The sequence below is a fragment of the Candidatus Zixiibacteriota bacterium genome, assembly GCA_034439475.1.
Lineage (GTDB): Bacteria > Zixibacteria > MSB-5A5 > GN15 > FEB-12 > JAWXAN01.
In genome coordinates, this window is the sequence record JAWXAN010000039.1 from 13,533 (window position 1) to 34,756 (window position 21,224).

General features: G+C 48.9%; 16 protein-coding genes and 1 tRNA gene. 10 read left to right on the top strand and 7 right to left on the bottom strand.

The window, feature by feature from the left end; all coding sequences use genetic code 11:
* Positions 1 to 212: 212 nt before the first annotated feature.
* From SGI97_05385 to SGI97_05415, 7 genes are all read left to right on the top strand, one after another.
* The gene (locus SGI97_05385; protein ID MDZ4723319.1) at positions 213 to 860 is read left to right on the top strand and encodes a regulatory protein RecX; all 648 of its coding nucleotides are present in this window, start codon (positions 213 to 215) and stop codon (positions 858 to 860) included.
* Positions 850 to 3,510, top strand: a complete 2,661-nt coding sequence (alaS, locus tag SGI97_05390; GenBank protein ID MDZ4723320.1) for an alanine--tRNA ligase — start codon at positions 850 to 852, stop codon at positions 3,508 to 3,510. Before SGI97_05385 ends, alaS begins: the two co-directional genes overlap by 11 nt.
* A complete protein-coding gene (locus SGI97_05395; protein ID MDZ4723321.1) occupies positions 3,503 to 4,264 on the top strand; it encodes a geranylgeranylglyceryl/heptaprenylglyceryl phosphate synthase in 762 nt (253 codons plus the stop codon). The genes alaS and SGI97_05395 overlap by 8 nt, the downstream gene beginning before the upstream one ends.
* Entirely contained in the window at positions 4,261 to 4,851 is a 591-nt protein-coding gene (locus tag SGI97_05400) for an SIS domain-containing protein (protein ID MDZ4723322.1), read from the top strand. Before SGI97_05395 ends, SGI97_05400 begins: the two co-directional genes overlap by 4 nt.
* 25 nt (positions 4,852 to 4,876) lie before the next feature.
* Positions 4,877 to 6,112 carry an O-antigen ligase gene (locus SGI97_05405; protein ID MDZ4723323.1) on the top strand — a complete coding sequence of 412 codons (1,236 nt, stop codon included), beginning with the start codon at positions 4,877 to 4,879 and terminating at the stop codon, positions 6,110 to 6,112.
* Positions 6,113 to 6,764: 652 nt separating this feature from the next.
* The gene (locus tag SGI97_05410; GenBank protein ID MDZ4723324.1) at positions 6,765 to 7,031 is read left to right on the top strand and encodes a hypothetical protein; all 267 of its coding nucleotides are present in this window, start codon (positions 6,765 to 6,767) and stop codon (positions 7,029 to 7,031) included.
* 111 nt (positions 7,032 to 7,142) lie between these two features.
* A tRNA-Val gene (locus SGI97_05415) sits at positions 7,143 to 7,216 on the top strand.
* A 275-nt stretch (positions 7,217 to 7,491) separates the two neighbouring features.
* On the opposite strand, the gene SGI97_05420 is transcribed toward SGI97_05415, so the two are convergent.
* Together SGI97_05420 and SGI97_05425 are read right to left on the bottom strand one after the other, a co-directional pair.
* Complete coding sequence (locus tag SGI97_05420; GenBank protein ID MDZ4723325.1) at positions 7,492 to 7,794, bottom strand: GIY-YIG nuclease family protein; 303 nt, start codon at positions 7,792 to 7,794, stop codon at positions 7,492 to 7,494.
* A 110-nt stretch (positions 7,795 to 7,904) separates the two neighbouring features.
* The gene (locus SGI97_05425) at positions 7,905 to 10,529 is read right to left on the bottom strand and encodes a patatin-like phospholipase family protein (GenBank protein MDZ4723326.1); all 2,625 of its coding nucleotides are present in this window, start codon (positions 10,527 to 10,529) and stop codon (positions 7,905 to 7,907) included.
* Positions 10,530 to 10,569: 40 nt separating this feature from the next.
* On the opposite strand from SGI97_05425, the gene SGI97_05430 reads away from it, so the two are divergent.
* From SGI97_05430 to SGI97_05440, 3 genes are read left to right on the top strand one after another with little or no spacing between them, the layout of a single operon-like run.
* Entirely contained in the window at positions 10,570 to 11,400 is an 831-nt protein-coding gene (locus SGI97_05430; GenBank protein MDZ4723327.1) for an RNA methyltransferase, read from the top strand.
* Positions 11,393 to 12,478, top strand: coding sequence for a hypothetical protein (locus SGI97_05435; GenBank protein ID MDZ4723328.1), 1,086 nt, complete (start codon positions 11,393 to 11,395; stop codon positions 12,476 to 12,478). Before SGI97_05430 ends, SGI97_05435 begins: the two co-directional genes overlap by 8 nt.
* Entirely contained in the window at positions 12,475 to 14,889 is a 2,415-nt protein-coding gene (locus tag SGI97_05440; GenBank protein ID MDZ4723329.1) for a S49 family peptidase, read from the top strand. The genes SGI97_05435 and SGI97_05440 overlap by 4 nt, the downstream gene beginning before the upstream one ends.
* Before the next feature lie 225 nt (positions 14,890 to 15,114).
* On the opposite strand, the gene SGI97_05445 is transcribed toward SGI97_05440, so the two are convergent.
* From SGI97_05445 to SGI97_05465, 5 genes are all read right to left on the bottom strand, one after another.
* Entirely contained in the window at positions 15,115 to 16,161 is a 1,047-nt protein-coding gene (locus SGI97_05445; GenBank protein ID MDZ4723330.1) for an ABC transporter ATP-binding protein, read from the bottom strand.
* A 1-nt stretch (position 16,162) separates the two neighbouring features.
* Positions 16,163 to 17,257: a DNA replication/repair protein RecF gene (locus SGI97_05450; protein MDZ4723331.1), complete on the bottom strand. Its 1,095-nt coding sequence runs from the start codon at positions 17,255 to 17,257 to the stop codon at positions 16,163 to 16,165.
* A 156-nt stretch (positions 17,258 to 17,413) separates the two neighbouring features.
* On the bottom strand, positions 17,414 to 18,526 hold the full coding sequence (dnaN, locus tag SGI97_05455) for a DNA polymerase III subunit beta (GenBank protein ID MDZ4723332.1): 1,113 nt from the start codon (positions 18,524 to 18,526) through the stop codon (positions 17,414 to 17,416).
* Between the two features lie 283 nt (positions 18,527 to 18,809).
* Positions 18,810 to 20,171 carry a chromosomal replication initiator protein DnaA gene (gene dnaA / locus SGI97_05460; protein MDZ4723333.1) on the bottom strand — a complete coding sequence of 454 codons (1,362 nt, stop codon included), beginning with the start codon at positions 20,169 to 20,171 and terminating at the stop codon, positions 18,810 to 18,812.
* A 421-nt stretch (positions 20,172 to 20,592) separates the two neighbouring features.
* Positions 20,593 to 21,224, bottom strand: a 632-nt coding sequence (locus SGI97_05465; protein ID MDZ4723334.1) for a P-loop NTPase, incomplete at its 5' end; no start/stop codon positions are given.

Sequence of the window (21,224 nt, forward strand, 5' to 3'; positions counted from 1 at the left end):
GTCAAAGAGTCACTTATATACGTATAGTCTTGCCAAACATATTGGAGCATGTTATTAATGTCAATAAGGAAGTGACTTGCTTGTTATTTTTTATGGCCTTTCTGTGGTCGAGCGACCCCGGTGCGCTCATCTAATTGAAAATTGTCATCCAAGTCGATATTATCCTTACCAAGAGTATGCGATATTTAAATAAAATACGCTGTTGTTGAAGTATGAATAAAACAATCGAAAAAGTAGAGCCGATTACTGCGGGCTACAGACTGAAACTCTCCGAGCAGGAAGAGCCACTGGATGTGCCGTATGAACTATATCACAAACATCTGCTCAAAGCCGGAATTGTTCTCACCGCGGCGCAGATAGAACAGCTAAATCGCGAGATTGAATTGTTTGCCTGTAAAGCGACCGCCAGCCGGCTTCTGGCACTGCGGGGACATTCGGTTGGTGAACTATTCGATAAACTCAAGCGAAGAAAATTTTCTGATGAAGCAATAACGCCAGTTATAAAAGAATTTAAATCGGCGGGAGTTCTCGACGACGCCCGTTACGCCAACGCTCTTGTCCGTAGATCGCTTGAGCGAAATCCCTCGGGCCGGTCGTTTCTCATCGCAACGCTCAAAAAGAAAAAGATTGCCCATGATTTGGCTGAAGAAATTGTGGATATGGCCATTGTCGAGGATGACGAGGACGCTTTGGCCGAACGTTCGCTTCGAAAACGATGGCCGGTTCTTAAGCAGTTTGATATTGAACGGGCGAGAACCAAAGCATATACTTACCTTTCGCGAAGAGGGATTAGCTATTCAGCGGCCAAGGCGGCGTTTGAAAAGTTGAGCGCCGAGTGCGAAGGAGGAGATGACAATTAAGACTGCCGACATACGCACATCGTTTCTCGACTTTTTCCAGAAACGCAATCACCGCTTATTGCCGTCATCGTCTGTTATACCATTCGATGACCCGACCATGCTCCATCTGTTTACCAATGCCGGGATGAATCAATTCAAGGATATCTTCACAGGCAAGCAGACTGTCGATTACAAGCGGGCGACTACTGCCCAAAAGTGCCTCCGCGCTAGCGGGAAACACAATGACTTTGATAAGGTCGGCTTTACGGCGCGTCACCACACATTTTTTGAGATGCTCGGCAATTTTTCATTCGGCGATTATTTCAAAGAAGAGGCAATTGTCTATGCCTGGGAATGGATAACCAAGGAACTCAAATTGCCCAAAGACAAGCTTTGGGCGAGTGTATACGAGACTGATGACGATGCCTTTGCGCTTTGGGAGAAAATCGCGCCGGAGCTAAGAAACGGGCGCATTTTGCGGTTCGGTAAAAAAGATAATTTCTGGTCGTTGGGGGATGTTGGTCCATGCGGGCCATGTTCGGAAATCCATGTTGACCGGGGTGAAAAGTATGCCTCAGGAAAAGATGACAGGGTCAACGGTGAAGGCGACCGCTTCATTGAAATCTGGAATCTTGTCTTTATGCAGTATGACCAGACAAATGACGGACAGATGGCGCCGCTTCCCAAGCCGTCGGTGGATACCGGCGCAGGGCTTGAGCGGATTGCCTCGATACTGCAAGGAACAGACACCAATTACGGTATTGATTTATTTCAGAATATTATAGAGGCAATTTCCGAAACAACCAAATCACGATACGAAGATAATAAGTCATCGCACCATGTCATTGCCGACCATCTTCGGGCGCTGACATTTTCGCTCGCCGACGGGGCCGGGATTTCAAATGAGGGGCGCGGCCATGTACTGCGGAAGATTTTGCGACGTGCCGCAAGGCACGGACAACTCTTGGGCGCGCATGAGCCATTTATTTATAAACTTGTCCCGACACTTGTAAAGGAAATGGGCTCGGCATATCCGGAGATTCGGGAAAAAGAATCTCATGTGATGAATGTACTGAAAGCCGAGGAAGAATCTTTTGGGCGGATGCTGGAGACGGGATTGGAATTGTTTGAGAATGTCGCCGAAAAACTTCGCGCGACAATACGCTCGGTCGTGCCGGGCAAAGATATCTTTCGGCTCTATGACACACACGGCTTTCCCTATGACGTGACCGAAATGATTGCTTCGGTGCAGGGATTGACACTTGACCGAATAGGCTTTGAGCTTGCGATGGAAGAGCAACAGGAGAGGTCTCGGGCCGGGTCGAAGTTTGAGTCACATGGATGGGGTATTCTAAGTGCATATCGGAAAGGAAATGTTCAATTAGAGTCGACGATATTTGTAAGGGAAAGTCTCGCGACAGCTTCGGTTATTCAATTAAGAGATTCCGATGTGAGTTCCGAGACCGGGGAAACACATTTTCATCTCGTCTTAAATCAAACGCCGTTCTATGTCGAATCGGGAGGACAAGTTAGCGACACCGGCGTTATTTCGGTAAGTTATGCACAGATTCGTGTACTCAATGTTTACAAATATCAGGACGCCATTCTCCACGAAGGAATTATTCTCAAAGGGAAACCGGAGGATTTTTCCGCAGACACTCTTGTCACCGCCCAAGTCGACATCGAACGCCGATGGGATATTATGCGCAATCATACCGCCACGCACTTGCTTCAGGCGGCCATGCGGAAAGTGCTTGGCGAGCATGTCAAGCAGTCCGGCTCGTATGTCGGCCCGGACCGGCTTCGTTTTGATTTTTCTCATCATCAGCCAGTCACAAGAGATGAAATGGCTCAGATAGAACAAATTGTCAACGAGCAGATCATCAGTAACTTGCCGGTGCACACCGATCCCGAAGTCCCAGTCGCGGAAGCCAAAAAGAGCGGCGCCATGGCCCTATTCGGCGAAAAATACGGCGATACGGTGCGGGTTGTTTCAGTTGGGTCATTTTCCAAAGAACTATGCGGAGGAACCCATGTCGAAAATGTCGGTCAGATTGGGCCATTGATGATCGTGGTAGAAACCGGAATCGCAAGCGGTGTCCGCAGAATCGAAGCCATCACCGGGCGGGCGGCAATCGAGACGATGCTAAAAAATAAACAATCAGTCCGACAAATTGCCGCGCTTGTCAACCGCACCGATACCGAGGTTATTCCGGCGATTGAACAGTTGCAGCAGACTGTTTCGGATCTGCAGAAGGAAGTAAAAAAAGTCAAAGCCGCTATGTTTACCGGCGGCACAAAAAGTGTCGGGCAGGAAATCGCAATTGGGCCCTCGCTCTTAGTCACGCATGATTTCGGAGAGACCGACAAAGACACAATTGCGGCCTGGGTTGACAGTTATAAATCGCGCGCCGATGCGGTCATTGTCGCCGCAGTTGGAAAAGTCGATGGCAAGTCCACCTTCATGTCAGCCGCGACCGGTTTGGCAACACAGAAACTAAAACTCGATATTGGGTCACTGTCGAAAGAACTTCTTCCGCAATTCGGCGGACGCGGGGGCGGAAAGCCATCATTCGCCCAAGGCGGCGTCGCTGACAACACCAACCCGACAGAATTGTTTGAGCGTCTCGCTCTCATGATAAAAGATAAACTTGAGGAGGCGAATGCCTAACATATTCAGCCAGCTTATGACGGTTTCCGAACAGCGCGGCGGCGGATTTTTTTTGCTCATTGATCCTGACCGGCTCAGTCAGTCGCAATACTGCGCGCTGGCGGCGGCCTCAGAAGAGTGCGGAGTCGATGCTATCTTAGTTGGCACATCGTTTATGCTCAATGGAGATTTTGCCACGGCCGTCAAAGATATCAAAGTCGAAACAGACCTGCCGGTCATTATCTTTCCCGGCTCCTACGCGCAGATAACCAAGCATGCCGATGCGATACTTTTTACATCCCTCATTTCCGGACGCAACCCGACCTATCTTATCGACGAGCAGGTCAAAGGGGCGCCTGCGGTAAAAAAATTCGGTCTTGAACCAATTCCGACCGGCTACATGCTTATCGAATCTGGCCCATTGACATCAGTGCAGTTTATTTCCGGATCATGTCCAATACCGCGCGCTAAAAATGACCTCGCTTGCGCCCATGCCTTAGCCGCTCAGTATTTGGGAATGAAGTTGGTCTATCTCGAAGCTGGCTCGGGCGCGGTTGAAGCCGTTCCGGTCGAAATGGTCAAGGAAGTTTCATCCTATGTCGATATTCCGGTTATGGTAGGCGGCGGATTGCAAACTCCCGATGACTGCGCTGTGCGAATCGAAAACGGCGCGAGGTTTATTATCATGGGAAATAGAATAGAACGCGATCCGCATTTCACTTTTTTGCGTGAAGTCACTTCGGCGACCCACACCAAATCCGCTATCGGCGTATGAATCAACAAGAGCGTCTTTTGCAACTGAAACGCCAAGTCGATGACTCAGTCATTCTTCGTCAGGCGGTCTTTGAACAGCTCGGCCCGAAACTTGTGGAGACTGCCGATGTCATCTCGGGCGTCATCGGCTCGGGCGGAAAAGTCATGATAGCCGGAAATGGCTCGCTCGCGTCAATCGCTTCGCTTTTTGCAGGCGAGTTGGTGGTAAGATTGAGTCGTGAACGAAGCCGTCATGCACTTCCCGCAATGGCACTCTGCGCCGACTTCTCGGTTATGACCGGCACGGCGGATGATTATGGATTTGAAAATGTCTACTCGCGGCAGATTGAGGCGTTGGGACAAAAAGGGGATCTGCTCATGATCCTTTCTGCCACCGGCAATTCGACAAATCTTGTTCGTGCCGCTCAGGTTGCCCGTGAACGGGGCCTTATCGCGGTTGCACTGCTTGGCGGGAATGGCGGAAAACTTCGTGGAATCGTAGATCGCTCGCTTGTAATTTCACATCCGGCATCGGTGCGAATTGAAGAGGAACATCTATTCATTGTTCATCTTCTGGTTGATCTGATAGAGCGCGATTTATTTGTGTAGCGGTGGCGTTGCAGTTGGAAATGCGATGTCCCGCACCCTTGAACTCCTGACATTCATTTTCTTCGCGCTCTTTGTTTTTGCCTCCCCATTCTCCATAGCTTTGAGTCAAATCGCCTTCGGAATATCTCTCTTTTGTTTTATCGCACTCTCATTCAACGGCGATGTATTGCCGCGACTGCGTCCATTGAATCCAGTCTTCCGCATGATCGGAATCTATCTTGTCTGGCTGACGTTCAGCGCGTATATGAGTGACAGGCCTGTTTTCTCTCTTTCGATGCTCAAAGAAGAATGGCTGTTTCTGATTGTTCCGATCGGGGCTTATCTGTGTCGCGATGAAAAACAGTGCGCGATACTTATTCGCATATTTGCCATCAGCGTTGCCTTGATTGCCGCATATGGAATCCTTCAGTATTTCACCCACACCCATTTTCTCAAACCTTCGGCGCCGGATATTATCGATGGCGATCGGATACGTGGAAATTTCTCACACCCACTCACATTTGCAAATTTTTTCGGAACTGCTTCGCTCTTTTTGCTCGGAACAGCTCTGAGTGGAAAAGAATGGATCAAAAATAGGATTGGGTCTCTGCTTGTCGCGGCATCTATACTTGGAATATTCGCGGTTGTCCTCAGCAGTTCAAGAACCGCTATCGCCGCAATACTCGTAATTCTCTTTGTAGCCGCCTTGGTTGCAGGGAAAAAATATTTTCTGCCCATTGGAATTATCGTGGTCGGTATCCTCGCGGCGGTGATATTGATCCCCGGTTCAGAGAGCCGCTACCTCACACAACTTCCGCAGGATGTTAATCCCGGCTACGAAGGCGGACGGCCGTTTATTTGGAAAAACAGTATCGATATAATTTGGGATAACCCGCTCTTTGGAGTTGGAACGGGAAACTTCTATGATGAGTATGTGACTCGGCTCAAGCCGGATATTTACAACGCTTGGAAATACAGCCATGCCCATAATGATATTTTGACTGTCACTGTCATAAGCGGCATTCCGGGCGGGCTGTTGTTTATTGGTGTCTGGTTGATGGTTCTTAGGACATTGTATCGCGGATTAAAAAGGTTGCCACAGAATTCGGCCCAGCGAAAGTGGTTAATAGGTTCGCTACTTGGCTGCGCCTTCTTTTTGATTGCTTCGTTGACCGAGGCAACATTTCAAGACGAGGAGGTTCGTCAGTTGCTGATGTTTGTCTGGGCAGTGGGGTTGTCGGTTTGTCTTGAAGAGCCAAAATCCGAATTAGAGCTTTCTTAATATTGTTCTTACAGTTCCTTCCAATGAGTCGTTGCAGTGTCATTCCCGCGAACGCGGGAAACCAGGGTAAATAGACGTACAGGCCGTCTTTGCTTGCACTACATTATTGATCACACCGTCCCGACGAACGTCGGGAGTATGGTACGAGATTAAAGAGAAGATGGATTCTCCGCCACGGCGGACTGGAATGACAGAAAGATAAGTCGTTGCAAGGAATGAGGCAAAGCAGAAGGAACCTCCACAGCGGGTAGGCGTGGCAATTTCATATTCTTCGATATTGGTAGGTCAGTCGCCGCGCCTGCCCGCTGTGGCGGGGCGGACTCAGAAGCGAAACTCGCAATGACGAGCCGAAAGTGCTACTTGAATCTTGTACCACACTGCTTGTGGTGTGATCTTTATTTTGGTGCGCGACTGGGACGTCCCGCACTAATATCAACACTGGATTCCAGTCTTCACCGGAATGACATTAATAAGTGAGTCGTTGCGAGGAGTGAGTCCGCCACGGCGGACGAGCAACGTGGCAATCTCATATTCTCTTCTCTTTGGTGTAGGTCAGTCCGCCGCGCCGCCCGCTGTGGCGGGGCGGACTGACCCGCCCTGCTTACACAAAACTCTTGACTTTGGGTAAGATTCCTCTATTTTCCCACTCACTATGCCGTTTGTACCTAAGAAAAAACTGCCCCCCGCCCCAGCCGGAAGAACCATCATCTGGCCGTTCGGAAAGAAGAATTATATCTTCTTTGCCATCGCGCTGGTTGTCATTATCGCCGGTTTTGTGACGCTCTCGCAGGGCTCAATGACCCTCGCGCCGTTTTTGCTGGTGGTGGGTTATTGTGTGCTGGTGCCGATCGCGATTATGATAAAAGACCGTCCATCGGATAGGACATCGACCGACGGCGACAGTACGCCCACTGTTTAGTTTTTTTGCTCGCTTTTTATCCTCTATTTTCCAAATGACTATTGCCTGCATTGGCCTTATATTGGTTGATAGGGTCGGGCGACATCTGTTTGTCCGATCGAAGTCTTGTTTGGGTGGTTAGCTCAGCTGGTTAGAGCACCTGCTTTACACGCAGGGGGTCAAAGGTTCGAATCCTTTACCGCCCATGAGTTATTTTTTGATAATGGTGCATGAGTCAATCGACTCGAAGTACATAAGACAATTCCATTCAATGTCGGATTGTGGTTCGGCGATTCTGTATTCCCCATGAATGAGCCCTCACCCTCCCCTCTCCCAGGGGGAGAGGGGAAAGAAAAGATCACACCGTCCCGACGAACGTCGGGAGTGTGGTACAAGATTCAAGTAGCACTTTCGGCTCGTCATTGCGAGCCCCGATTCTTAGAGGGGCGTGGCAATCTCATATTCGTCTCCATACACACCTTCATAATTGCTCGCTCAAATCGAGCCAATCCGGATTCGACTCCAGAATGAGTTTCACCTTTGCCGAACGAGACCATGATTTTATTTGTTTTTCTCGTGTGATGGCATCAGTAATCCTATTAAATACCTCGATATAAACAAGCCTTGTTAACTTATATCGTTTAGTAAATCCCTCTACATTACCATCTTTATGGGCCTGAATTCGAACGGACAAATTTGAAGTTATACCCGTGTAGAGGACAGTTCGAGTTTTGTTGGTAAGAATGTAGACGAAGCCTTGTTTGATCACGACGGAATATAACATGAGATTGCCACGCCCCTCTAAGAATCGGAGCTCGCAATGACGTAATGTAAGATTCGACGTCACCCGTTACCCCTCGGAGAGGGGAAAGAAAAGATCACACCAACCCCCCTCTAAAACGTAAACCCCGCCTGGAAATAAAATCTGTCGAAATCGTTGTTTGTCACACCATAGCCGAATTCAAACGGGCCAAGTGGTGAATCAAATGCCAACGACGCCCCAAACCCCTGACGGAAATTTTTCAGCCGGAATACTTCAGACGTAGAATAGACACGGCCGATATCGTAGCGGGCAATGGCATACAGCCGGATCGGCAGTCGCACACGAAGTTCATGGTTGAGCAAAATCATCTTGTCGCCGGACAATTGGTATGTACTGTAGCCCGACAACGAGTAGAGGCCGCCTATATAGAATTTCTCTGATGGCGGCAAAGCATCGCTTGAGACTCCAATCGAAACTTTCGGATGATAATTTATTCTTCTGTTCACTGGAAAATAAGATTCAAGCGAACTGTAAAATTTGGTAAAGAGAAAATCTCCGCCGAGTATTTTTCCTGACTGCTGGAATGCAATAATATGTCTTTTTCCGGTCTCAGGAAAAGGGACACGGTCAAACGTTTCGACCAATGATTCCAGGTGTAAACTTCGCTGGCCAAATCTCTGCATGTTAACGCCATTTTCGAGATATCGTATTTCTTCAAACGAGATGCCGCCGGTCACCATGCCGAAACGCGCTATCTGCTGGCCGATTTTGAACGATCCGCCCCATTTAATTTCTTTGCGTTCTCCAGTGAATATCTGTTCAGTATTATAAAGAGGGCGGAGCAGGCGGTTGTGGAAGACTTTTGCCTGTGCGGTCAGATATGTTTTGAATATTCTGTCTACTTTTAATGTGGAATAATAATCCTGGCGATCCTGCGCGTATCCGGTATGCCCCAATGCCTGAATCCCCGCGCCAAAAATGTTATCATCGAGAAGTTCAAGAAACTCTTCCGATTGATATTCATCGTCCCATCGCCAGCCGACACGAAGTTGTTTGGCTGGCTTCTCCAAGACTGAAAGGTCAATGACAGCTCCGCTGTCGTTCGGCATGAGTGTCAAACTTACGCGGTCGTACAGGTCGGTGCTGTAAATAGCATCGATCCCATTCGATGCCGATCTGCTGGAAAATGGTTCGTCGATTGTAAGCGGGAAATACGAGCGTACCAGCCAGTCCTTGGAGCGGATATTGTTTGAGACATCGATGCGCTTTATGATCCCCTCGTCGATATCGATGTCGATTTGATTGGTCTCAAAATCAATCGACACATTTCTGATATAGGCCAGGTCAAAGCCTTTTGTGGAATAAAGGCTAATAATATTATCAAGACACTCCTGAAGTGAGCGGGGATCGATACGTGAGTTGTGAAACTGACATTGCGAAGACAGAGCTGAATCGGAAAGGATCTGATTTCCCAAAAATGAAAAGCTGATCCGCTCGGCATGCAACTGGGGTTCAAGCGTGAGAGAAAGCATAATACTTTTTGCGAGAACCGAAGCGGCGCTCAGATGCATTTCGGCCGGAACAAGTTCAACCCGTATCCCGAAGAGTCTGTCACGGCGAACGATCTCTTTGAGTTTTTTTATCAGTCCAGTCCGGGTGAACCGATTCGACAGATGGGCTTTGGTGACAGTCCCGACAAGCGTAGGATCAGGTGAGGTTACCGACAAATCGGCCAGCTCAAATATCATAGTGTCCCGAAACTGCTCGTCGAGTCTGGCAATAATGTTGTCGGCGGCGGTTAGTCCGGCTTGATATCCAAGCGCGATTAGGGCCTCGCCGTAATCAAAATCAGAGGCATTGAAAGTTCTCAGATCGGGTGTGATAACAAAATCGGCCCGCTTGAGTTGGGACTCGAGTTTGTCAGCGGCCATAATCGAAGTCGCCTGATTGGCGATGTCGACCGGAGTTACAAGTTCACTGCGCCTGAGCAGACGGCTTGAATTGTCTACCGCGACCACAAAATGAACCGAATCAGACATCTGGCGAACAATGTCAACCGGAACTGGGATAAGCATTCCGCCATCCATGAGCAGTTTTTCATTTTGAAGCACTCCAGTGAACGCCAGCGGAAAGGCCATTGTCGCGCGAAGGGCATCGGCGAGTGAACCCGACGAGAGAATAACCGTCTCGCCGGTCACAAGATCAGTGGCTACCGTTTTAAACGGTACTTTCAGGTTGCTGAAATCTCCGCCCGCTTTATAGGCGGCGCAGGATGTTTTTGAAGTCAAAAACGAGGTCAAGGCCTGGGCCGATGAAAGCGCGATAGGAATCCGAGGCGTAAAGCTGTTGAAACGGATGGAAAATAGATGCCGCTCGCTCTCCAGTCGTCGAGTGAGGAACATAGAGTTTCGGTTTGGGCTGTTGGCAAGCAAATTCGAGAAACTTGCATTTACAACCAGATCCCTGATTTCATCGGCAGTGTACCCGCAGGCATACAGTCCACCGACAATTCCGCCGATCGATGTTCCGGCGATGGCCGCGACTGAGATGTGTTTTTCCTCGAAGGCTTTGAGAATCCCGATTGAAGCCAGACCGCGAGCGCCACCGCTTGAGAGGGCAAGCAGGACTGATCTTTGGGGATGGGTGTCATAGGGGTCGGCGCCGTTTAACCCCCCAATATGAATTATATCCGCCGGTAGCGTCGGTGCCGACCAGAGAGTTATCAGAAGGAATATGACGAAGCCGAGAGATTTCACTTGCCAAAACCAAGAACTACAGGATTCATTGCCACCACGTATGAAAGTCGAATCTAAGATAACATCTCCGCTGAGTCGAGCGGAACTAAAAAATATCCGGAGTCTCCAGACAAAAAAAGGGCGGAGGCTCGAAGGACGATTTATAGCCGAAGGGATACGCATTCTCAACGAAGCCGTTCGCTTCCGGTTTTGGCCTGAGGCTATTTACTACTCACATGACCAGATTGACGAGCGCGGAGTGCAGTTGCTTGACACATTTTCCGATCAGGGAGTGGGATGCCGCCAGATTTCCACCAAACAGCTCGCCGAAATAAGCGATACCGAGACACCGCAGGGGATGGTCGGCGTTTTTCTCACCCCGGAGTACGAGAGCGAACAACTTTTTTCAGGCCGGCATCGTATTATACTTATATGCGATCAGATAGCCGATCCGGGCAACCTTGGGACATTATTCCGATCTGCCCTGGCATTCGATGCCACCGCAGTCATTCTCACCGGAAGCGGGGCTGAAGCCTATGCGCCAAAAGTCCTCCGGGCTTCGGCAGGCACACTTTTCGGGCTGGAGATAGTGCGGCTTTCCACGACACACGCTGTTGCCATGTCCCATTCAAACGGCTTTACAATTATCGCCGCAGACTCTGAAGGACAACCATTGGCACAGAGTATGGAGTCCATGCTGACCGACAAAAAGGTCGTCATTGCGATCGGATCGGAAGCCGAAGGATTATCAAATGAGATAATTAGCTCCGCAAATATGACGGTGCGTATCGGACATAGCGCAAAAGTTGAATCGCTCAATGCCGCCGTCGCCGGGTCGATACTGTTAAAAGAAGTGTATGTATTCCTTGGGAAAGAGAAGCAAAATGTGTAGATTCTTGCTTAGTTTATTCGGTGTCTGTTTTGCCGCGGCTTTGATACTCATAGCCTGTCCTGCTGTGTCTGCGCAGGAGATTTTTGAACGCGAGAGTCATCTCTTTGCCACCAAAGACCTCTCTTCGTCTCTTGACAACCTGCCGTCGCTGAAAATCATAATAAAATCCGCGGCGAGTCTGAGCGGCAAGCTTGATATTAAAGTGGCTAACCAGACCGGAGTAAAGTTGAGTTATTCCAAACAGGCAAAGACAACTTCCCGCACGAAAGCAATTGACCATATCGACCTTATCAGTGTGAGTTTAGAACAGGTCGGCGGAGCCGGACGGCTTGAGTTCCGTGCGCCCAATCCCTCCCCGTGGGATATGAAAACCGAGTCGGGTATCATAGAAGCGGTTTTGACTTTGCCCGAAAATTGCGCTGTCGAAATCGAAGCGACTTATTTTGATATCTCGGCCGTTGGCCCAATAAGCTCTTTGTTGATTCCGGCATCGCTCGGGCGTCTCCAGATAGCGGGTGTGACCCGCCTGCTCGATGTGACAACCAACAATCGCAGGATTGAACTCCATGATATTTCCGGCGAGATTTCTGTGGCAACCACAAATTCGAGCATTGAAGCGACAAAAATCCGTTCAAGCGGCACACAGGCCAATTTCCGTAACGAAGGCGGCGATATAAAGCTCATTGATTTCGAAGGGGCCATCAATGCCCGCAATAATTTCGGCAAGATAGAGTTGATTGATTTCAAACCGAGCGGAGAGAGTAATTTTATTCGCGGGGCATCGGGGCCGATTATTATCGAGATAACCCGAATGAGCGAAGGCCAGCTTGTAGTTGACAACAAACAGGAAGATATTGACATCACTCTGCCGGACACAATTTCATCCTTTGTCTCGCTCTCGGTCGACGAAGAAGGGCTTATCGAGGTCGGCAAATTTCCATTCCGCACAGATTTGGTCCAACGCAACCGCCTTAATCTTTACACTGGCAAGGGGACTGTCGATATCAATTGCTCTATCAAGGGAAAAGGAAATATTTATCTGAGAAAAGATGGAAATGAGGATATATCAGTTCAATGAAGATTACTTTAACAGCATCAATCATATTTCTCTCGCTTGTAGTGTCATCGTCGGCCCAAAGCGAACGCCAAAGACTCGCCCTGCCAGAGGGGATTTTTTACTATCAACCTGCGGCCTCGGTTTTTGGAACCGAAGCTACATGGATAAATCCGGCCAGTCTGAGCCGCTACAGTGCCGGAAGTATCCAGATCATGGCCGACCATGCCGATGGCCGCTTCGCAGATAGCTGGGGCTACACGGCAAGCTATGAAAAGCTGTCGACCGCATTCCGGCGGCTTTTGCAGCGCGATGGCGCCGAGACCAAGGAATATATTTTTGCCGCCGGTTCGGGTTTGGGGGAAAAACTTGATCTGGGCGGTTCATATCGATATTACGGCGAAGCGCAAGGCGAAAACAATAAAAGGCATTTGTGGAATCTTGGGCTGATTACAAAATCAGGCCGTGATATTTCTATCGCCGCTGTGCTGTCGAATCTCAATCGAGGGAAAATCGACGGGCAGAAAAGTTTTGTCGAGCAGCGCTACTCGCTCGCCTACCGTCTGCTCGGCGATAAAGCCACTGTCGCCGTCGATATGTTTCTGTCTACCAACAATAAATTGAGTGAAGCCGATTATATCTATCATCTCGAATTCGTCCCCGTGCCCGGTCTATTTGTAAATGGCTTTCTTGATTCGGACAGAAATTTCCAATTGGGAATTCGCGCCAATCTGCTCCGTTACTTCACTGGCTCAAAGAGCAATTTCAACCGAAGCGGCGATGAACAGCGATCCACGGTTTTCGCGGGAATGTCGACACTGCGCCAACATTCTATTATTCCGGAACCGAAGCGGAGGTTGTCGGTTAACATAGGAAATCAATCCGAAAATCCGGTACGTCCGTTTTTTGCGCCCCGCGAGACTCCGTTCGCCGAACTGATCACGAGCCTTTACCATGCGGCTGAAGATAAAACAATCCGAGAATTAATTGTCGAGTTTGGCCGTGAGCGAATCAGATTTGCACATGCCCAGGAAATTCGGCAGGCGTTGGAGACCTGCAAAGCAGCAGGTAAAAAAGTCACCTGCTATATCAACCGCCCGAACAATACCACCTATTATATTTCATCGGTCGCCGATGCCATTCTCATTCCGCCTGTCTCACAATTGAATTTGATTGGATTAAAAGCCGAGCTGACATTTTATGCCGCAACCCTTGACAAACTCGGCGTGAAAGTAGAATTGCTTCGCATTGGTGCATACAAAACCGCCGCCGAGAGTTACACCCGTTCCGCATCGACTGAAGAAAATCGTGAGCAGGTCAACCGCCTGCTCGATGATATCTATGATCAATTCACCGCAACAATTGCACAGGGACGTTCCATCAGCCAGGATTCGGTCAAGAAAATTATCGACGGCGGGCCATACACCTCGGAAGAGGCGATTCGATATGGTCTGGTCGATGCCTTAAGCTATCGCGAGGATCTGCCCGGCAAATTTCTTACGAAAATGCCTGAGGTCTCATTCCGTCGTTATCAATCGGACACGCTTCTCAGCGATAAGTGGGCTAAGAAACCAGTACTCGCGCTTGTGGTTGCCGAGGGAGAAATACGCTCAGGCGATGCTGGCTCGATGTTTGGCGCATCGGTCGGAGTAACTCCAAAGGGGATGAAGCGCGGTTTTCAGCAAGCGCTGGCAAACCGGGACGTGCGCGGAATTGTTTTGCGGGTGGATTCGCCCGGCGGAGACGCGCTTGCCGGAGAACAAATTCACAAGAGCGTTACTGATGCCGCTAAGAAAAAGCCATTGGTGGTTTCGATGGCCAACGCGGCGGCCTCGGGGGGCTTCTATATCGCGACTCCGGCTCGAAAACTTTTCGCAAGCTCCTCAAGTATCACCGGTTCGATTGGAATTTTTGGAGGTAAAGCAGATTTCAGCGGGCTTTATGACAAAATTGATCTCGGCAAAGAACTTTACACACGGGGCACGTTTGCGGGAATGCTTACCACAATTCGTCCGTTCACAGAAATGGAACGCGAGAAATATTTTTCGCACCTGACTTCGCTTTACGATCATTTCGTGAAACTTGTCGCCGAGAACCGACATCTTTCCACTGATTCTATCGACGCGCTCGGTCGCGGTCAAATCTGGACTGGCCGCGAGGCTTTGGATAACGGGCTGATTGACGCAATCGGCGGACTATATGAATCACTCCGCTATACCGCACATGAAAGCGGATTGGACGGCAAGGAATACGAGATCGCGATTTACCCGAGACAGCGAAGGTTTTTCGCGCTCCCGGGACTCTCGCTTATGAATTCAATAACTGGCATTTTCACCGGCTCACGCGAAAACAACTCTATTCCGTTGCAGAGCGTCATCGATTCGCCCGATGGATTTTTATTTACGCGAATGCCGTTTGATATTGAGATAGATTGAGCGCCGAGTTACCCACTGAAAGAAGTGGTGTCAGGCGCCCTCGCCTGACAGTTAAATTATAGTGTTGGGCGAGGGCGCCCGACACCACAGAATGAGTACTATCACACCGTCCCGACAAATGTGGGAGTGTGGTACCCCTGATAATGTCATCCCGGCGCAGGCCGGGAACCAGGTCAGCCTCCCTTGTTTTAAATAGCGATTCCTCCCAGGCCCCCCATGATCCTTCTACAACCTTCTCCCGCTTGCCGTATCAAAAAACAACAGCTCGCTCGCTTTCACTGAAAAGTGCACCGGCTGGCCAAGCGGAGGAGGAGAAGCAAACACCGACGATGCCGTCAGTGTCAAATTCGCAAACGATAAAGTCATAGTATAATGATCGCCTAAATATTCATACGACAGCAGTTTCCCCTGAAGTTCCGCGGTCGAATGAATTTCCACGGCTTCTGGGCGTATTCCCACCTGAAACGGATTTTTAAGTTTGGAGAGAGTCTCTTCTTGTAAAGGCAATCCAAGCGGCAACAATTTTCCGGATTCAATCCGACCTTCAAATATATTTATTGTTGGTTGTCCCAAAAATCTTGCCGTAAATATATTCGCCGGACGCCGGTAAAGCTCCTCAGGCGTGCCAAGCTGCTCGACTGTGCCGCTATTCAAAAGCGCAATCCTGTCAGCCATGGTTAGAGCCTCGACTTGGTCATGGGTCACGTGCACCATCGTTTTTTTCAACCGCTTCTGGAGCGTGACTATTTCCTGACGCATGCGAAGCCGCAAATCGGCATCGAGATTCGACAACGGCTCATCGAGTAGAAAAATGGCCGGCTCACGGATAATCGCCCGCCCGAGCGCCACCCGCTGTCTCTGGCCGCCGCTCAACTGGCCCGGTTTGTCGGCTAGGCGGTCTCCCAACCCGAGCATATTTGCTGTCTCCTGAACACGCTTTTTTATCTCATCCTTTTTTACTCCGGCCACAGAAAGCGGGAAGGCAAGATTTTGGGCAATGCTCATATGCGGATAGAGCGAATAATTTTGAAAGACCAGCGAGACATCTCTGGCCCGCGGCGGCAACTGGTCGACACGTCTTCCGCCAATATATATTTCGCCCGAGTCGGCCTCTTCGAGTCCGGATATAATGCGAAGCAATGTCGATTTGCCGCACCCCGATGGGCCCAGAAGCACAAGCAGTTCACCGTCGGCGAGTTCAAGCGAGACATTGTCAAGCACCGGAGTTGATGAGAATTTCTTTGAAATATTTTTTACGACAAGACCCGACATTTTATACCTTCACCCTCTGTTCAATTCGGCCTGAATCGATCCGGTAGCGTTGGCCTCGCTCTCCCATTTCTCGCGGCGGTTCGATTGCGGTGGTCAGAAATAGCTGTTTGAACTCTCCGAATTCCTGCATGAGCGCTGTGGCGCGTGAAGTATCGAGTTCGGCGAATATTTCATCGAGTAACAAGATTGGCGTGACTCGTCTCTTTTCTTTTAACAGATGATAAATGCCAAGTTTGAGTGAAATCGCCGCGGTGCGCCACTGACCCTGTGAACCATGTGTGCGCGCCGGTTTATCTGCTATCTCAAAAGTAATATCATCCCGATGCGGACCGACAAGAGAGTTTTTTAAAATTCGCTCTTTGGCACAATAGTCGTCGAGGCGCAGTTGAAACGCGGTCTCGATTCTATCAAGGCTCTCTTCATCCTCGTCAATCGCAACCGAGGAATCGTAGCGAAGCATCATTTTTTCGCCGCCGGAGATGCGGGAATAATAATCCGAGGCAAGCATTTTCAATGTCCGAAGCGCTGATGAACGAAGCGCCATCACTCTTGAGCCGTAACTGACAAGCAAAGGCTCAAAGGGACTGGGGTCCATCTGATTTTTAAGCGCCGCATTTTTTTGGGCAAGCGCGCGGTAGTAATCGGTCAGATCATTCAGGTATTTGCGTGAAAGTTGTGAAAGATAAATATCCAGAAAGAGTCTTCGTGACGACGGCGGCCCCGAAAGTATTTCGCTGTCTTCCGGTCCGGAAGCGACAGCGCAGAAACTGTCAAAAAGTTCGGCAATTTTTACATTTGAGCCGTCGATGGTTATCTTCTTCCGTCCGCCTCGCTGGTAGGCAACCGCGACATCATGGCGCCGCTCTTGCGCCTCAAGCTCCCCCTGTAGTCGATAGACATCTTCCGTTTGGCGTACGAGAACGCTGTCGACGGCCCCTCGTTGAGACCGGCCCAGACAGAGTGTGAACAAGGCTTCGAGCAAATTGGTTTTGCCGGAACCGTTACTGCCAAAAAAAATATTGATGCCGTCGCTGAAGTCGACATCGAGATTATGGAAATTGCGAAAATTGCTTATGCGGAGCGAGTGGATGTGCATAGGGGAATATAGATAAGTAAAAGCCAGTTGTTTCTGTTATTGTGATTAAGGGATAGCGACATTTATGACTAATGCTGTACCGAGATTTAAGCCGATACTCTAATAATGTCATTCCCCTCACATTCCAGTGCGAGTCAGAGACGCCCGAGACCACATTCACTCCGCCAATCGAAGCGGCATTATCAAACAAAGGAAATCTGACTTCGGTATCTCTGGGCTATACACCACACCAGCCGAGACCGCCGACGAAAGCTCCAGGATTATATCGTTGCTGTCCATCTTTGAGAGAATTTCATTAACATAAGCCGCGTTGTAGCCGATCTCTATCGCCTCACCTTCAAAATCACAATCGAGCGTCTCCTTTCCTTCGCCGCCGACATCGGCATTGTTTGTCGAGAGCGTCAACGATGATTTCTTGATGGCAAATTTGACTTGATGGGTTAGCGCATTGGAGAGAATTGAAACCCGTCGCACCGCGCCCGACAGTTCATCCTTTGAGATAACCATTTTCTTGTCGGCGGTGGCCGGAATAACCTGCTCGAAATTTGGATATGGACCTTCAATAAGGCGCGAGGTCAGCACCGTATCGCCAAGGTTGAAAATGATATTGTTCTCGCCGAAAATAATTCCAACATCTCCTTTGGTCGACTCAGCGAATTTGGGAATCAAGTTAAGAACCTTTGGCGGAATGATAATATCCTCGCTGAGTCCTTTCAATTTACTATTCTCTACCGCCATACGAGCCAGGCGATGGCCGTCGGTGGCCACCATCTGCATTTTGTCCCCTTTGGTCTGCCATAAGACGCCATTGAGCGCCGGACGTGTTTCATCAGTCGAACATGCAAACGTTGTTTTGCGAATCATACGGACAAGGTCTTCGCCGGATATGCGAATTTCTTTCTTGGTGTTGACCGCCGGAAGTTTCGGGAAATCATCAGGGGAAAGCGACGCTATCTTGTAGGAGCCGTTGGGAATTTTAATTTCTACACGCGAGTTAACCGCTTCAATCGAAACCATCGATTCCGGAAGTTCTTTAATTATCTCAAAGAGAATTCGCGCTGGCAAAGCGACAGACCCTTTTTTTGTGACTTCGCATTCAACCGACACCGTGATCGAGATATCAAGATCGGTCGCGGATAATTTAAGTTTATTCTCAAGCGCTTCAACGAGGATATTGGTCAATATGGGTAGGGTGGATTTTGTCGGAACAACCTGAAGGATTGATTGCAGGCAGCCAGCGAGTTTTGATTTTGTTAGAGCGAATTTCATTTCAGATTATCTCCTGTGTGATGTTTACTCACACCTTTCTCTTTAACTAATAGGTTATATATATAAAAGATAGTAATAATAGGGTGTGTGAATATGTGTATAAGACCGAAACGAAACATTCTTCTCGCTCTAACACGCTCACACTATAGTTCTTATTGCCTCGTCTGCATTTTTTATCCTTCAACATTCATCTCATCTATTTTCAACATTCAGGTTAAGATATCAACATGTTTCATCTAATAAAAGTTATCAACACTAAATCCACAACCTTCCTCACAAGTTATCAATACAAAAGCGACGCTGAAATCTTGTCAATTTTTTCTCTGAACGACGGCTCAGCAGACATACGGCGCGAGATAAGTTCGCAGGCGTGGATGACCGTCGAATGATCCCTTCCTCCAAACGCACCACCAATCACTTTAAGCGAATTGTCTGTCAAAGACCGCGAAAGGTACATGGCTACCTGACGAGCAAGGGCAGCTTTGGCCGTCTTCTTCTTGGCCGTCATCATCGCCGATTCGACATTAAAGTGGTCACAAGTCTTCTTTTGAATAGATTCGATAGTAAGCTCTTTTTTCGACGGCGACAGGGCATCAGAGAGAATCTTTTTAGCCATTTCGAGATCGACCGGGACCTTTTGGAGCGATGCGTAGGCCAAAAGTCGCGTAAGGGCGCCTTCGAGTTCGCGGACATTCGTATTGATCGTGTCAGCAATAAATGTAATAACGCTCTCGGGAAGTGTTGCGCCCTCACAGCTCAGCTTGGTGTGCAGAATGGCTGTTCGGTTCTCAAGGTCTGGTGCCTGAAGGTCTGTGACCAGTCCCCAGGAGAATCGTGAGAGGAGACGCTCTTCGAGTCCTTTGATCTCTCGTGGCGGACGGTCGGAGGTGAGAATAATCTGCTTGCCGCAGTGATAGAGGGCATTAAAGGTATGAAAGAATTGTTCTTGCGTCCCCTCTTTGCCAGTGAAGAATTGAATGTCATCGATGATAAGACAGTCAACATCGCGATAAAAACGCGTGAAATCAGAAACCGAGCGGTCTGAAATAGCGGATATAAAATCCGATGTAAATTTTTCCGATGTGGCGTACATAATTCGTTTGTCCGGGAATGATTCCAAAATCTCATGGCCGATAGCCTGCACGATATGTGTTTTCCCAAGTCCCGTGCCGCCATATATATAGAGCGGATTATAGCGCGTCATACCCGGCGCCTCGGAGACAGCCTTGGAGGCCGCGCAGGCGAAATTATTGAAGTCACCGACCACAAGCGAGTCGAAACGGTAACGGTCGCTCAAATTATGATTTTTCTGTGCCGACGAGGTGTGCACACGCATTTGCGACGTTGGCGAAAGCAGGTCGAGCGCGGTCTGGTCTTCGCTTTCGTGCTGTCCAGTTATGACGTATACCAGGTCATAGCGCTTACCAAGAACTTCCTCGAATGCTTCGTCAATGACATCTCTGAAATGGTCATTGATCCAATCGGCGACAAATTGATTTGGCACGGCGACCTTAAATGAGCCGTTACCGTTCGTTTCTCCCCGGGTCGGTTTGAGCCATGTGTTAAACGACTGCGCTTTGAGCCGTTTTGACATATACCCAAGACAGTCACTCCACTGTGTGGAGTTCGCTACTTTCTCAATCAAAGGAATTCCCCCCGTCCTGTTTTATCAACATGTTACCCTCGTCCGAATGTCTTCACTAAGCAAGTACTTAACGCAATCACCTGTAATTTACCATGAATTTTGTCAACACACTTATCCACACGATTGAGTGAAAAATGAAAAGTTAAGTGATGATTCCCCAATGGTTTTCGAAATCCGAAGAGAACCTATCCACACAGTATGCACATGTGATTGTTGACTTGATATCATGAGTATGTATATCAGTCGACAGCGGTTCCGTCAAGCAACTGTGTGGAAAAACATTAGATTTTTGTGAACAGCTTATTTCTGAGTGTCTTACACCATTATGGACTCGTTCTAAAGATTGATAGGCGGTGTTCAGAGAGACCTAAATATAAAATTGAATATACCGATTCGACAGCAAGGCAAAAACTTAACAGCCTTACTCGCTATCGAGTTTCCGAGCGATACTTTCAAAGAGCGCAATTTGTTCCGCAGTTCCCGACAACGCGACCGGATTTCCGGTGTCAGATCCCTCGCGAATTGAAGTCATAAGCGGGACCTCGCCGAAAAACTTCGTTTTGAGTTGATCCGCCAGACTTTTTCCACCGCCTTGACCAAAAATGTATTCGCGAGTGCCGTTACTGTCAAAGTATGACATGTTCTCAAGGACGCCTATCACTTTTAGATTTGTTTTTTCAGCGAGCTTTGCGACCCGCCCCGCAACATGGTAAGCGGTTTCCTGCGGGGTAGTTACGACAAGAAGTTCAGCCATCGGAATGGCCTGAGCGATGGTCAAAGTGATATCGCCAGTGCCGGGTGGGAGATCCAAAAAGAGGTAATCGAGATTATCCCAGCGGACATCGGTCAGGAACTGATTGATAGCTTTGTGTAGCAACGGTCCGCGCCAGATGACTGGATCGTCTTCGTCTACAAAAAAGCCCATCGAGACGACCTGGATATTATTTCCTTTGGTGAGCGGGACAATCATATCATCGATAACTATAGGCTGGCCTTGGACTCCGAGCATTCGCGGAATGGAAAAACCGTAGACATCGGCATCGAGCAGACCGA

Excerpts from the sequence above, each read along its gene's own strand:
- SGI97_05430 (MDZ4723327.1), top strand. The coding sequence starts at position 10,570 with ATGAAAGTCGAATCTAAGATAACATCTCCGCTGAGTCGAGCGGAACTA.
- SGI97_05405 (MDZ4723323.1), top strand. The coding sequence starts at position 4,877 with ATGTCCCGCACCCTTGAACTCCTGACATTCATTTTCTTCGCGCTCTTT.
- SGI97_05450 (MDZ4723331.1), bottom strand. The coding sequence starts at position 17,257 with ATGCACATCCACTCGCTCCGCATAAGCAATTTTCGCAATTTCCATAAT.
- SGI97_05410 (MDZ4723324.1), top strand. The coding sequence starts at position 6,765 with ATGCCGTTTGTACCTAAGAAAAAACTGCCCCCCGCCCCAGCCGGAAGA.
- SGI97_05445 (MDZ4723330.1), bottom strand. The coding sequence starts at position 16,161 with ATGTCGGGTCTTGTCGTAAAAAATATTTCAAAGAAATTCTCATCAACT.
- dnaN (MDZ4723332.1), bottom strand. The coding sequence starts at position 18,526 with ATGAAATTCGCTCTAACAAAATCAAAACTCGCTGGCTGCCTGCAATCA.
- SGI97_05385 (MDZ4723319.1), top strand. The coding sequence starts at position 213 with ATGAATAAAACAATCGAAAAAGTAGAGCCGATTACTGCGGGCTACAGA.
- SGI97_05400 (MDZ4723322.1), top strand. The coding sequence starts at position 4,261 with ATGAATCAACAAGAGCGTCTTTTGCAACTGAAACGCCAAGTCGATGAC.
- alaS (MDZ4723320.1), top strand. The coding sequence starts at position 850 with ATGACAATTAAGACTGCCGACATACGCACATCGTTTCTCGACTTTTTC.
- SGI97_05420 (MDZ4723325.1), bottom strand. The coding sequence starts at position 7,794 with ATGTTATATTCCGTCGTGATCAAACAAGGCTTCGTCTACATTCTTACC.
- SGI97_05395 (MDZ4723321.1), top strand. The coding sequence starts at position 3,503 with ATGCCTAACATATTCAGCCAGCTTATGACGGTTTCCGAACAGCGCGGC.
- SGI97_05440 (MDZ4723329.1), top strand. The coding sequence starts at position 12,475 with ATGAAGATTACTTTAACAGCATCAATCATATTTCTCTCGCTTGTAGTG.
- SGI97_05435 (MDZ4723328.1), top strand. The coding sequence starts at position 11,393 with ATGTGTAGATTCTTGCTTAGTTTATTCGGTGTCTGTTTTGCCGCGGCT.